Annotated in this window: 9 protein-coding genes; 1 reads left to right on the forward strand and 8 read right to left on the reverse strand. The window is 51.4% G+C overall.

The window, feature by feature from the left end:
• Positions 1 to 108: 108 nt before the first annotated feature.
• The gene (locus MKY41_RS08025) at positions 109 to 1308 is read left to right on the forward strand and encodes an MFS transporter (RefSeq protein WP_340745658.1); all 1200 of its coding nucleotides are present in this window, start codon (positions 109 to 111) and stop codon (positions 1306 to 1308) included.
• Positions 1309 to 1811: 503 nt separating this feature from the next.
• Here MKY41_RS08025 and MKY41_RS08030 read toward each other — a convergent pair.
• Genes MKY41_RS08030 through MKY41_RS08065 form a run of 8 tightly spaced genes read right to left on the reverse strand, consistent with a single transcriptional unit; the run spans position 1812 to position 13731 of the window.
• Positions 1812 to 4415: a VWA domain-containing protein gene (locus MKY41_RS08030; protein WP_340744538.1), complete on the reverse strand. Its 2604-nt coding sequence runs from the start codon at positions 4413 to 4415 to the stop codon at positions 1812 to 1814.
• On the reverse strand, positions 4399 to 6156 hold the full coding sequence (locus MKY41_RS08035) for a vWA domain-containing protein (RefSeq protein WP_340744539.1): 1758 nt from the start codon (positions 6154 to 6156) through the stop codon (positions 4399 to 4401). Before MKY41_RS08035 ends, MKY41_RS08030 begins: the two co-directional genes overlap by 17 nt.
• 15 nt (positions 6157 to 6171) lie before the next feature.
• Positions 6172 to 7044 (reverse strand): DUF58 domain-containing protein, encoded by an 873-nt coding sequence (locus MKY41_RS08040; protein WP_340744540.1) that lies wholly within the window; start codon positions 7042 to 7044, stop codon positions 6172 to 6174.
• A complete protein-coding gene (locus MKY41_RS08045) occupies positions 7044 to 8036 on the reverse strand; it encodes an AAA family ATPase (RefSeq protein WP_340744541.1) in 993 nt (330 codons plus the stop codon). The genes MKY41_RS08040 and MKY41_RS08045 overlap by 1 nt, the downstream gene beginning before the upstream one ends.
• Positions 8037 to 8060: 24 nt before the next feature.
• Positions 8061 to 9530, reverse strand: coding sequence for a hypothetical protein (locus MKY41_RS08050; protein WP_340744542.1), 1470 nt, complete (start codon positions 9528 to 9530; stop codon positions 8061 to 8063).
• A 15-nt stretch (positions 9531 to 9545) separates the two neighbouring features.
• Positions 9546 to 10397 carry an ABC transporter permease gene (locus MKY41_RS08055; RefSeq protein ID WP_340744543.1) on the reverse strand — a complete coding sequence of 284 codons (852 nt, stop codon included), beginning with the start codon at positions 10395 to 10397 and terminating at the stop codon, positions 9546 to 9548.
• A gap of 2 nt (positions 10398 to 10399) precedes the next feature.
• A complete protein-coding gene (locus tag MKY41_RS08060) occupies positions 10400 to 11329 on the reverse strand; it encodes an ABC transporter ATP-binding protein (RefSeq protein ID WP_340744544.1) in 930 nt (309 codons plus the stop codon).
• Positions 11326 to 13731 carry a hypothetical protein gene (locus tag MKY41_RS08065; protein ID WP_340744545.1) on the reverse strand — a complete coding sequence of 802 codons (2406 nt, stop codon included), beginning with the start codon at positions 13729 to 13731 and terminating at the stop codon, positions 11326 to 11328. The genes MKY41_RS08060 and MKY41_RS08065 overlap by 4 nt, the downstream gene beginning before the upstream one ends.
• Positions 13732 to 13796 lie beyond the last annotated feature (65 nt).

The following is a 13796-nucleotide window of genomic DNA, read 5'->3' on the forward strand; positions in this document are numbered from 1 at the left end:
GGTCTTCTTTTATTTGAAGGAATAGAAGTCTATGAAAAAGGAATTTATAGGTTGGATGTGGTACTATATTTGAATGATAGAAAACAGGGGAGAAAGTTGGGGGTACTATTGGCGGCACGGTCTAATCAATTTGCTTTATATATTCTAATGTTCAATATGTTCATTGCCATGTCGGGAATCGGTCTCATCGTGCCCATCATGCCTCAATACCTCGCGACATTCGGCGTAGCGGGGGGAGCACTCGGCTTTCTGATCGCACTTTTTTCACTGGCCCAGTTCATCTTCTCCCCATACGCGGGTGAATTATCGGATCGGCACGGCAGAAAGACGATCATCCTGATTGGCCTTGTCATTTTCGGATTGTCGCAACTGGCATTCGGGCTATCAACCCAATTATGGATGTTATATGTATCCCGCTTCTTCTCCGGTTTCGGTGCTGCTTTCCTCATCCCGCCGACGATGGCCTTCGTCGCGGATATCACGACATTGGAAAACCGTGGGAAAGGAATGGGGCTGCTCGGCGCCTCGATGTCGTTAGGTTTCATGATCGGGCCAGGAATTGGCGGATTCTTGTCGAAGGTCAGCCTCGTTTTCCCGTTTTATTTTGCAACGGGCGCCGCTTTGTTTGCAGCACTGCTCTCACTGTTCATTCTTCCGAATCCGAAGCCTACGATTGCGAAGGATGATGTTTTAAAGAAAAAGGAGAATATTTTCCAACAGCTGAAACGATCCACAACGACGCCGTACTTCGTCATCCTGATCGTCATGTTCGTCTTTTCTTTCGGTCTCGCAAACTTCCAGGCGACCATTTCACTGTTCGTCGACCATAAATTCGGGTATACCCCTATTGAGATCGCCATCCTCATAACCGTCGGCGGATTTGTCGGGGTGATTGTGCAAACCTTCATCATCAACCGGCTTTTCAAACGCTTCGGGGAAATGCGCGTCATCTTGGTCAACTTGGTCATCGCGGCGCTTTCGATTTTCGGCATCATCTTTGTCGACCTGTTCTGGACCGTCCTGCTCGTCTCCACTATTTTCTCGACGGCGACCTCCCTTCTCCGCCCTGCGGTGAATACGGTCATTTCCAAGCTGGCGGGAGAGGAACAGGGCTACGCGGCAGGTATGATGAACGCCTACATGAGCCTTGGCAACATGGTAGGGCCTGCACTCGCCGGAGTCGTTTTCGACGTGAATATCAACTTTCCCTATATCCTCGGAATGGTGATTCTGTTCATCTGCTTCGCACTCGCTTTCACATGGGCCAAACGGAACGGCCCGCTGCTTGCTGAAATCCGAACGAAATAGGGAAAACCTGTCTTCGCGCGCCACACATGGCGTCGGAGGACAGGTTTTTTGTTTTGATCTGGAGAGGAGCAGCGTCCCTCTGGGGTTGATCAGCGGTTGATGGAAGATATCAGCAGTTCCTGCGACTTATCAGCACTTGAGGGAAAGTATCAGCAATCCCCACGACTTATCAGCACTTGACGCAAAGTATCAGCGATCCCCACGACTTATCAGCACTTGGCGCAAAGTATCAGCAATCCCCGCGACTTATCAGCACTTGGCGCAAAGTATCAGCAATCTCCGCGACTTATCAGCACTTGACGGAAAATATCAGCGATCCCCACGATTTATCAGCACTTGGCGCAAAGTATCAGCAATCCCCGCGACTTATCAGCACTTGACGGAAAATATCAGCGATCCCCACGATTTATCAGCACTTGACGAAAAGTATCAGCACTCCCCACCGCTTATCAGCGCTTGCAGAAATATATCGGCAGTCGTCTTCTGCCAAACCAAACTAGCAGTTACCTTTTCTTCTTCGCTTTCAACAATTCCGAAATGCTGTCTTGTTCGCGCACTGGTTCTTCGACTACCGGTTCCGCCCTGCGTTTCGCGGTAATCCCTTTCAACAATCCGAACCGCCGCAATGTTATGTCGATGAAGAACAGCAGCAAGGCGGTAAGGATCAGCCATTCCACAATCGAGGTTTGCTCTCCGCTTTTAAACGGATGATTCCGAAACACCCGGGTCGGGTCATCCCCCTCCTCCAACAGTTCCCCATCCGTCCGATCGGCTATCTTTTCCAATAGTCTTTTATTAGGCTTGGAAAACGTATATTCCTCCGAATAGGGGACGGAAACACCAGCTTCGAATAAACCGCCTTGATCATCCGAAACGCCGAAGAAGACGAGTCCCGGATCGGCATCCACCGTCACCCTCATTTTTCCAGGTGCAAGCGGTTCGGCGGTGAAGGGCACCTCTACGCCACTCTCGTCGACAACCGCGACATCCAGGAAAGCCGCCTTGCGGGAACTGTCTGTCACGGTGTAGGTCCCTCCCCCTTCATGGGTGATGATATAGGGAACTTCCCGATAGGACGGCAATAGCCGGGCAGCGGCCGTATTCCAAAATTCCGGATAGTTCGCCCATCTCGCTAAATCCCCGGACCATTTTCCAGTCGCATCCGAGGTGAACGCGATGGTCCGGCCGAGGCCGTACATCCATTCCGCGAGAATCGGGTCTTGCTTGTGACTCTCCGCTACGATCGTCGCCGTCTGTTTCGGAGTCGTTGCAATATAAGCATTCATTTTCGGGACACCTTCCTCAAAAAGCGAGGACCAGAGAGGGACGCCGGCCACTGTCATATAGAACGGATCGTCTTCGATGTAAGTCCGAGTCATCATGGAGGTCTCCCTTGTTAAAATAGCCGGGACCGTCGATTCATCAATGACATCGTAGAATCGGCCGCCGCCCTCTTCTGCGAGCTCTTCCAGCAAAGTCCAGTCAGCATCCTCCCCGATGGCGACAGTTGACAAAGTAATCTGCTGATTTCTGCCTTCTTCAATGAGTTCCTCATAGCCCGGCGGCATCGGAGATTGGCCGTCTGTGAGCAAGATGATATGCTTCCGTTGCAGTGTACTTTCCGACAGGTCTTCATACGCCTTCAGCAGACCTGGGAAAATATCCGTCCCTCCGTTTGCCGGAACGGACAGTATTTTTTCGATTGCCTCTTCTTTACTTCCAACTGCACCGATAGGGATGACTTCCCATACTTGATCGTCGAACGCGATAAATCCGAACGTATCATCGTCCCGCAGCAACTCGACGGATCGCGCCGCTGCTTCCCTCGCCAAGACGATTTTCGAACCGGACATACTGCCGGAACGGTCCATCACGATGACCAGCCCGAGGGAAGGGATCTGCTCTTTTCCTTGCAGTTCCATTTCAACCGGCAATAACCGTTCGATCGGCGATTTGAAATATCCACCGAGACCGAAGCTTTCATCTCCGCCGACCATCATGAAGCCGACGCCGAATTTTTTCACAGCCTGTTCGATGACAGTCATCTTGTTTTCGCCGACTTGGTGCCCCGGGACATTGTCAAAAATGATCGCCCCATATCCAAGATAGCCCGATAGCGATTCTGGCAGCTCAGCCGCATTCATTACGTTCACGTCAATGGATTGGGAATCCAAAAGTTTCGGGATCGCCGATGGGTTGCGCTCTGTCTGAACGATGAGCACGCGCGGCGATTGTTCCAGCATCGTGACGGCAAGCATTCGATTGTTCTCGAGGATTGCATCATCCGGCACAATCAGTTTCGCTTCATACTTCAATAGACCTTTTCCTGAAGCTGCATTGCGGAATGAAAAGCGGTTTGTCCCCGGCTCCAGCTCGACTGATTCCCGTATGATTTCCTCATCGTTTTGCGTGATGATCAATTCCCCCGTTGTCCGGGTGGACGACTCCACTTCCACATGGAGCAATTGCTTTTCCCCTTCGTACGCGGTTTTAGGGGTGTCAAAAAGGGCGATCGAAGCGTCCGCGGTTTTCTCTTGATCTAGCAGAACCGTATCGATTTGCACCCGCCCCCCTGCATATTTCGGCAAGAGCTGTTCGACTGAACCGACCGTTTCCAATCCATCGGTCAGGAGAACGATCCGGGTCGCAACTTTGTTTTTGGCAACGGCGGCAGCGAGATCGATCGCTTTCGCCAAATCAGTCGCATCCCTGTCCGGCAGCTCCGGCAAGTCCGGGATTGTAAAGTCGGAATCTGTCAGTTTCACATCAGTCCGGAACGAACCGGCAAATGAAAACATGCCGACCGACTGATTCTCTTTCCGTCCCTTCAGGCTCTCTGCAATCCATTCATCCTCCTTTTCCTGTGCCCCTCCAACCGAAACGGAGCGGTCGACGACGAATAAAATCTGTTCTTCATTGGCGCGTGATGTCAAATACGGGGAAGTGAGGGCAAAGACGAGAGCGATGATCGCTAGGCAACGCAGGGCAAAGAGGATGGTCCCCTTCCCGGCTAGGCGCTGTCCCGACGTTTTCCATGTGAATCCCATATAAATTGCGGCAGGAATGAGCAACAGCAACCAGTATGGCTCTTCAATTCGGATATCCACGACGTCTCTGCACCTCCCATTCTGCGAGCAACAGCAGAAGGATAGGCAGGATGAAAATCCAGCCGATTCCACGGTGCCCTTCCTGTTCCGCTCCATTTTCCGCGTTTCTGCCTATCTGATAAGAGGAACCAAAACGGACCACCTTCTCTGACTGTTCCAGCTGCACAGTGAATAGACTCTCGTTGCTCCCGTCCATCGCCCGATAGAGGCCGGGCATGGAAGGTGCGACAAACTGCGAACCTTCCGCCACACTCGTCACGTATTCATCGTGCAAAGTGAACAATTCCAGACCGTCCCCGCCAGCGAGTACCGCTCTCCGTTCCTCCGGAGTGAAGGCCCCTAGTGATTCAGCGTCCGAGCCAAGCAGTTCGGTCGCACTCCAGACGAATAATGGGAACGATGCGTGCAACGGCCAATCGGTCATTTCCATATCAGACAGGATGACAATGTCCCCCCGTTTGGATTGCTGGATGAACGGCTTGTCCCCGACAGTTGCGAGTGTCCTAAAATTCCGGAAAGACGGATAGGTTTCCGCAACATAGACATCGCTCAGATCAGCAAGGGAGAAAAGAGGATGATCTTCCGTCAAAACGGGCCCTTCGGCCGGTTGCGCCGACTCATCGTTTCGCCCAATGAGCAAGATAGGCTTCGAACCCTTTTTCAGGAATGAAACATCGTTCGTTACGACGATCGCGTTCTCCCGTGCAGCCTCCATCTCCTGCACTGCCCCCGACGTGACATCCAAATTCACTGCCTCGAACGCCTTCTTCACCAGCTCATGCAGTTGACTATCGACGATGGCTTCTCCAATCTCGCTTCCAAGGAGAATAGAGGCTACATTGTCCGCTGCATAGTCGTCCTTAACATCCATTTCAGCAGTCAATGCCTGGAGCGGAGGCAACTCTTTGAACGACAAAAGCTGTTCTTTTTCCGCCTCAATCGAAAACTTCTGGTTCGCCACTATATCCCCTGTCAGCGGATCTTTGATTTGTATAATTCCATCGAGAGCGGCATCCGATTGATTGCCAATTTTGACAATTGCTTCATTGCCATTTGTAGTGCGAACCGCTCCAAAATTGAGAATAGAAAGGTTCGCAATCGGCAGTTTCGAACTGTGGACATTCCACGAAATCGTTTCATCCGCCTCCGTGAATTGATTGCGATCCAGCTCATCTGTGAAAATGTGGACATCTGCCGGTTCCGATAGGACGAACGACTTCACAAATTCGATGGCACGGTCCATATGCTCCTGCTCATAAGCGACTTCCAGCTCCTCGATTTCCGAGCGGATAACTTCCCCGTCCGTCTCCTCCCTTACCAACAGGGATGGCTCCTTGCCGGTCGTGATGATCGAGATGGGCTGCCCTTTCCGCTCTACGGCCAACTCCTCCATCAACGCTTTATGATGATCCCAGATGGTCTGTCCATCCGATTCGGCAAACATCGTTGCGGATGTGTCCACAACGAAAATCGTATGCCCCGCGGCCGTTCCACTCTTTTTTACGAACGGATCCAACAGAACCACTACTAATAAAAGCAGCGCAGCCATCTGTAAATAAAAGAGGGCATTCCGCTGTAAGTTTTTCAAGTAAGGCGACACTTTCATTTCCCGCATTGATTCTTCCCAAAATAATGTCGACGAAATGGTCTTCGTCTCGTAACGTTTCCGAAAAAAATAATAGAGAAGGACGGCAAGAGGAAAGATTGCCGTCCAACTATTGATCAGCTTATCGAATCCCATCTGGCCGTCCCCTTTCTATCGCACCCAACCGGCATGCCTCATTTTCTTCGTCACCGTTTCCATAACGCCATCCTTCACTTCCGCACGCAAAAGCCGGATGCCAAATTTTCCGGCCAGCGCCGCAAGCTTCGCCTCATGGGTCATCTTTTCATTCAAATAACCGGTCACGGCCTGTTTCGTCATCGTCACTTCTACGCCATCCCCGCTTTCCACGTCAACAAAGCGTACGTCCCCTTCGTATTCTGGGGACTGCTCAATTGCAGAATGGACCGTGATCAACCGGACATCACCGCAAATGCCAGGCAGCCGCCGAAAAAGATGCTCCCACTTATCCGTAGCCTCCAATCCGTCAGTAATGATGAATAGAACTGTCATTGCTTTCGGAATGGAAGCGAGGGCCCGATCCGTGAAATCGCTTGATGACACGGACGCCTCGATTGAAGTGATAAATTTCGTCATAGCAGCCCGGTGGATAGCCCCTTTTCTCCGAAAAAAGATTTTCTGGTCGTCAGAATACGTGGAAAATGAAACAGTGTCCCCGCTTTTCAATGCAATATGGCTGAGCGCTATCGCCAATTGCCGAGCGATATCCCATTTCCCCTCTATTCCCATCGACTTCGTCGGATCGAGTAGAATATGGACCCGCATCTCCTGTTCATCCAGAAACTGTTTGATGAACGGTTTCTCTGTCCGCGCGTAGACATTCCAATCAATATGACGCAAATCATCCCCCGGATGGTATTCCCGGAAATCGGAGAAATCAAGGGAAGAGCCCGTCTTCCGGGAACGATGAGTGCCCTTATGATGGCCGAGCCGCCTGGAACGTGAAACGATCGACAATGGACTAAGCCGCTTGGCAAGCTGATCGGGAAACAGATTCTGTCCCATTACACGGCGCTCCCTTGCTTCACTTCATCCAAAAGCTTATCGATAAGAAGATCGACGTCGATTCCTTCCGCTTCTCCATCGTAATTGATGAGAATTCGATGGCGAAGGGCGGGTTTGGCAACCGTCTTGATATCCGCGATGGATACATGATAGCGGCCATTCATGAGCGCCCGCGCTTTGGCCATCCGGATAATCGATTGCAAGCCGCGCGGTCCGCTTCCATATTGGACAAAGCGTGTCCATTCCTCCGCCGGACCGCCGCCGCCTTGCGTAGCCGCCACTAAGTCGACGGCATACTCGATCATCTCATCGGCGATGACGACCTCTTTCACCATCTCCTGTGCGCGGACGATTGTTTCGGTATCCATCACTTTCGAAATGGCCACTTGACGGGAACCGGTCGTGCGCTTCGTAATTTCCTTCAATTCCGCCTTGGAAGGGTAAGGCAGCAGGATCTTGCAGATGAATCGGTCCATCTGCGCTTCCGGTAATGGGTAGGTCCCTTCCATTTCAATCGGGTTCTGCGTCGCCAGAACAAAAAAGGGACGTGCCATTTCCCGTGTCACACCGAGAACGGTGACGGTCTTTTCCCCCATCGCTTCCAGCAAGGCGCTCTGCGTTTTGGGCGTGGCTCGATTGATTTCATCCGCGAGGACCATCTGGCTGAAAATCGGGCCTTTCTGGAAGACGAATCGTTGCCCGCCTGCTTCATCCCGCTCCAAAATGCTCGTTCCGGTAATGTCCGCCGGCATCAGATCCGGGGTGAACTGGATCCGGGAAAAAGAAAGGTCTAACACTTCGGAAATTGTCCGGATGAGCATCGTCTTCCCAAGTCCCGGCAACCCTTCCAACAGCGCATGGCCGTCAGAAAGGATGGCATAGAGGGAAAACTCAATTGCTTCTTCCTGGCCGACGATGAACTTCCCGATTTCCTCTTTCACCCTTCCAAGATTCCCGCTCATTTCTTCAAACTGCTCCGGTGTAAACGGCATATGCCCCACATCCTTCATGATTTTCTATTCAATGGAGGAAAAATAATCGGATAATACATTCTGGAGGTCGGAGGGAAGTTGCAATTTATCCGCACTTTGCAAATAGGATTCCTTGTACTCGCCGACCACTTCCGGATAAGGACGGATTGATCCTTTTTCCACCGGTCCATCCGTTGACCGTTCTTCGATGAAATCACCTTTTCCGTGCTCGCCTTTGACAATTGAAGGTTCTGATTTCTCCCCGATCCGTTCGAACGGGATCGACAGGAGCGTCCGCCCGCCGGAACCAGTCCCCGCCCCGGCACCTTGGCCGTTTCCAGTTCCTGAACCGCCGAAGCCCGAGCCCGTTCCTCCTTGACCGTTTCCTTGGCCGGTGCCTTGACCTGTTCCCTGCCCCGATCCTGTATTCCCCTGTCCCTGCCCTTGGCCGCTGTTGCCTTGTCCTTGATTCGAACCTTGGCCAGTGCCTTGGCCGGAACTTGGATTCTGACCGGATTGACCGGTGCCTACACTTTGGCTGTCTCCTTCCCCAGCGCCTGCGCCCGGTTGCCCTTCAGCCGAGCCGGGTTCGCCGGTCGGACTTTGGCTTCCTGAATTGCCGGATGATGAATTTTCGGAAGTCGGATTCCCACTAGCCAACGCCGGCAGGCTCGGTGCCTTTCCGATTTTATTCAACGCGGTTTGCGCTTTGCCTACGTTCCGGGCTAGCGCATCGGCTAATTTGGCGAGCGATTTCAATTGTTCCAGTTCCTCTTCGGATAGCTGATCGGCAGATGTTTCATCGGATTCACCCGCCGTGCTCTTCTCTGCCAAATCTTGCTCTTGCAACTTCAATTCCTTCTGCTTTTTCACCACTTCCCGGAGTATTTCTTCGGGTATTTTCAACTCCTGCAACTTGTCGACAAGAGAATCCAATTCCTTTTTCGCTTCGGGGACCGGTTCTTTTTTCGCCAGCTCTTTCACTTCTTTTTTCAGTTCTTCGACGATTTCCTTTTCTTTGACACCGGCTTCCGCTTCACGCTGTGCCTCGGATGGAAAGAGGATCAGAACGGCAAGGAGGATCGTTGCAATTCCGAAGCCGGTAAGCATTTTCCCATTTACATAATGCTTCTCCCTTTTTTTGAACCGTTCAAAAGCATCCGCCACTTCCGTTTCAGCGGAACGGACGAGCGCAGATGCCAGGTGGGTTTCCGCCTCATTCACCGTTAAAGCAGTCAGCAAGAGGTTATCCGCTAAATACGCATCCAACTTTCGGATGGCATCCATTCTTTTGACTCGCCTATAAAATAGATAGAGCAAGGAGCTGACCAATACAACACCGGCGGCAATGGCAGCAATCCGCATATAGTGGGGCCAAACGAACAAGCGGCTCACCGCCACGATGAGCAAGGCAGTCGCGGTGGCGGCGAATAAAACGCCCTGCAACCGATGGACAGATTTCTCGAACTGCAAACGCCGCAATGCCGACCTGACATATTGAAGCAAACTGTCCATCCGTCCAACTCCTCCTTATTTAGTCCGTTTCATATTGACACGTAAATTGGTGACGGAAATGAGCAATGACCCGATCGTCAAAATGACATAGAACGTCAAGTAACCGACCCAAACGGGAAACTTCACTTGTGTCATCTCTGAAAGGCCTTCCGATATTCCAGGGGATAGTAGCGATGCCACGAGAACTCCCGGGTTGATGGAAGCGAGCATATGGCCGATATACGATGGCAGCGGCATTCCCGTCCCCATGTAATTCATACGGGTCACCTGCATGACAAGGAGAAACAGAAACGCGGTGACAATCGTCAAAAACAGCATGACCCCATACGTCGCAATCATCGATACGATCGTCCGCCGGATCAAAGTCGAGAACATGACACCGACACTGCCGATGGCGAGCAACGTCACGAAGAGGAATAAGAACACCAAGGCGAACCGTCCCGGTGAGATGCCGCCGAACAGGAACACCAAGCTGTAAACCGGCAATCCTGCTACGATGAGCAACAGAAGGAACGCGATGGACGACAGCAATTTTCCGGAGATGATCTGGAACGAGCTTTGGGAAGTCGTCAACAAAATCGGAAGCGTCTGTTTTTCCCGTTCTGAACTGATCGTCCCGGCTGTCAGTCCTGGAGTGATGAACAAGACGAGCGCCAATTGGATGAAAGACAGCAACGCAAACAATATGAAACTTTCATCCGGCCGGAAATAGGAAGTGCCCGACACGTTCATCGTTGTGAAAATAAAACCGAAAACAAAGATGCACATCGCAATCAAATAAAATAATAAACCATTGAAGCTTTTGGCTGACCTGAACCGGAGTTTCAATTCTTTGAAGAGAACCGGATTCGAAAAACCTGCTTTCATATTCAGTCAGCCCCTTTCGTAATTTCCATGAACACATCTTCCAAGTTGGTCACATGTTCCGTAAAAGATAGGATCGGAATGTGCTGGCCCACTGCCCGATTCAGCAAGGCGACCTGATCTTCTTCGTTTCCTTTGAACGCAAACTCGACATGCTTTTGCTCGTCTTCCCTGATGATATGGGAGACAAAAGGCTCCTCTTCCAGGAATGAAACTAACCGGTCAGGCGAGCCGGTAGTACGGACCGTGATCACCTTTTCCCCTTGCAGCTTCGCCTGGATTTCCGCGACCGAGCCGTGCGCAATGAGCCGTCCATTATCGATCACGCCGATTTCGTCACACATTTCAGCGAGCTCGGGCAAGATATGGGACGAGATCAGTATCGTCTTCCCCATCTTTTTCAACGTCTTCAAAATATCCCGCATCTCCACCCGAGCACGTGGATCCAGGCCCGACGCCGGCTCATCCAGGATGAGGACCTTCGGATCATGGATGAGACTCCGGGCTAGACAAAGCCGTTGCTTCATTCCCCGGGATAATGCGTCTACATACGAATGGCGCTTATGGGACAAGTCCACTAATTCGAGAAGTTGCGGTATGAGCTTTTCCCTTTCTGCTGTGGGAATTCCATAGCTTGCTCCGTAAAAATCAAGGTACTCCTCCGCCTTCAATTGATCATAGACGCCAAAGAAATCGGGCATATAGCCAATCATCTTCCGTATTTCTGCGGGATTCTCCCGGACGCTCACCCCATTGATGACGGCGTCGCCCGACGTCGCTTGCAAAAGAGTGGCAAGGATGAGGAATGTCGTCGATTTCCCGGCACCATTTGCTCCGACAAAACCGAAGACCGTCCCTTCCGAAAGAGATAAATTCAAATTGTCGAGCGCCTTGAACTGTCCGTACTGTTTCGTCAGACCCTTGATTTCAATCATTTTGCCACCTCGCCGTTCAACATTAGCTCCGGAGCTTTTCCTTCATTTCCATTCCGACTGTCTTTGATACTCATCCGAACGGTGATTTTACCATCCGGAGAAATATAATCTTGTACATTTTGGTTGACTGTGATGGAACCGACGGAACCAGCCCCCTCGAATTCACCCGTTTTCACGTTGAGTACACTTGCCTCGTACAAGGTTTGCTGGATTTTAGACAGTTCCAACCCAGTCCAGACAATATCATCTGTTCGCAATTCCTCCGGGAGCTGCCAAGTCTGGATGTATACCGATTCTTCAAAATAATAATAATCCGGGACATAGCCGACCGAATGCGCCTCGAATTGATGTTCCTGCGAGCGTAGTGTCATCGACAGCATCTCGGAATCGACCTCGAACGAGTCGCCAAAGTTAGTCTGGACCGTAATCGGCTGCATGACCATGGTCAATGAGGAAACCGACGGCGACCCTTGTTTCAACTGGACCGGGATGATCTGTGTATCCGCATAGCCGATCAGGAAAGGCTTTTCTTCCGGTCTCAAATAGTCCCCCGCAAATTGGAGAAGCCCGTCTTTCCGCATTTGGTCCAGATCATCCGCATTTTGCCGTCCAGATCCGGTATACGGGTTATATATGGAGCGCTTCGGCACTAAAGTCGAATTTTTAAGCGTTTCATCCACTCGAAGTGTCTCCCCCGGTCCAATATCCCCGATCGGAATCAGCTGGGTTCCCGACCAGATGGATAGATCCGTCAACGGGAACGGAAAACCGTTCGTCACCGTGCCGGTCAGTTTTTTATTCTCCACCGTCAGGGCAACGTCGAATTCACCTTGCTTTTCAACGTCCGACGTTCCGAACAGCGTCGCCACATTCCAATAGCCGACATTGCGCAAATGGAGCGTGGAACCGGAAGCATCCTTTTCAAGGATGGCTTGTTTGTGAACGGACGGGAGATTGGACGTGAACATATCCATTGGCATTTCTGCATACAATTCCGTCCCCGCCGGAGCGGTAAACGTAAAATCACCCGACTTGTTGGATAAAATCGATTCCGCATAATAACCGGTCAACGCCCCGTCTGATTCTACATTCAATACAGCGCTATGCTGGATTTGCGCGCGGCCAATCCGATCTTTCGCCCCGTATGTGAAGATGCCGATGGACGTTAACAGGGCAACCGCCGGTATGATCCACCACGCATATTCCCGCTTATCCCTCTTTTTCAAAATGAAATACAGCACCGGGACGATCAAGATAATATAGAAGACGATGATTCCGAATAAAAGCGGAGCGGACACTTTGAATGACGGAAATAGGTCATTGGCACTTCCGATCGTATGTACAATGGCTTCGGAAGGATTTTCAAAGTTCCGATTCGTTATGGAGAGATTTTTCTCCCCTGCTGCAAATAATTGATTCCAGACGTCCGTCATCCCACCCATCGTGGCAAGCGGAGCGTCCCCTAGAGAGAAGGCCGTTTGCAAGACGAGTCCCTGCCCTATTTTCGAGTAAGCGACAAGGACATGGTCCCCATCCTCCAGAAGCGGCATAGCTCCCGGATTCAACGTCGTTTGGAAAGTGGGAACTGTTCCATCCAATTGGCCTGTTCCCGCCCAAGCGTTGAGGACAGCGGCATCGGTTTCGCTCTTGCCGTTCAACTGCATCGGCAGAGAATCGGTGAAAACACCCGCTTCGGCTGCCAAATTTTCCGAGCCGCCGACAATCAAGATGCCGCCGGAACGGACCCATTTCAGGATGGCTTCCTGCTTTTTCTTGGACAAGTCGGAAAGTGGATACTCGTCGGCAATCATGAAGTCAACGGAACCCCATGCTGCCCCATCATCCGGAAACTTTTCGCTGCCCCAATTGGAAATAACAAACTGACCACCCGTCCAATTGGGTAATTGAGCTTTCTTCATCGCTGCCAGCCGGTCGACATGATCTGTCATCGGCAAAATAAGTCTTGATTCTTCCCCTACCAACGATGTAGTGATGAGTTGAGCCCCTTTATGAGGGATTTCCTTACCCTTTTTCCATCCCCCTTCGTACAAGAAAATCGATTTGGCAGTACCCTGCCCAAAAGAATGTCCCGGATCGTTTATTGCCGGAATGACAAGTGTTGAGGAATATGTTTCTCCTGCATCCAAATCGAGCGGGATCGCAACCCCGCTGCCCGTCTGGTAATTGAACGGGACATCGATGACGAGATCCCCTTGGAATGCGGACGTTCCGCTATTCTCCACTGTTATCGAAAGCGGGGCCCCCTTCCCATATTTCGCCTTGCCCTCGAAGCCGGCCACCGCTTCCACTTTCAATGCAGGTGCGGCCATTGCCATCGCGGAAGGCAATGACAGTAATCCTCCGATGAATACCGTCAGACACACTGCTACTCGTTTCCACATCATGAACACCCCCGTCACTACTCATTTCACTTTGATGTAAGCGCCCGTAACCCAGGTGCATTACA

It is taken from the genome of Sporosarcina sp. FSL W7-1349, assembly GCF_038003045.1.
GTDB lineage: Bacteria > Bacillota > Bacilli > Bacillales_A > Planococcaceae > Sporosarcina.

Excerpts from the sequence above, each read along its gene's own strand:
- MKY41_RS08035 (WP_340744539.1), bottom strand. The coding sequence starts at position 6,156 with ATGGGATTCGATAAGCTGATCAATAGTTGGACGGCAATCTTTCCTCTT.
- MKY41_RS08045 (WP_340744541.1), bottom strand. The coding sequence starts at position 8,036 with ATGCCGTTTACACCGGAGCAGTTTGAAGAAATGAGCGGGAATCTTGGA.
- MKY41_RS08065 (WP_340744545.1), bottom strand. The coding sequence starts at position 13,731 with ATGTGGAAACGAGTAGCAGTGTGTCTGACGGTATTCATCGGAGGATTA.
- MKY41_RS08055 (WP_340744543.1), bottom strand. The coding sequence starts at position 10,397 with ATGAAAGCAGGTTTTTCGAATCCGGTTCTCTTCAAAGAATTGAAACTC.
- MKY41_RS08040 (WP_340744540.1), bottom strand. The coding sequence starts at position 7,044 with ATGGGACAGAATCTGTTTCCCGATCAGCTTGCCAAGCGGCTTAGTCCA.
- MKY41_RS08060 (WP_340744544.1), bottom strand. The coding sequence starts at position 11,329 with ATGATTGAAATCAAGGGTCTGACGAAACAGTACGGACAGTTCAAGGCG.
- MKY41_RS08050 (WP_340744542.1), bottom strand. The coding sequence starts at position 9,530 with ATGGACAGTTTGCTTCAATATGTCAGGTCGGCATTGCGGCGTTTGCAG.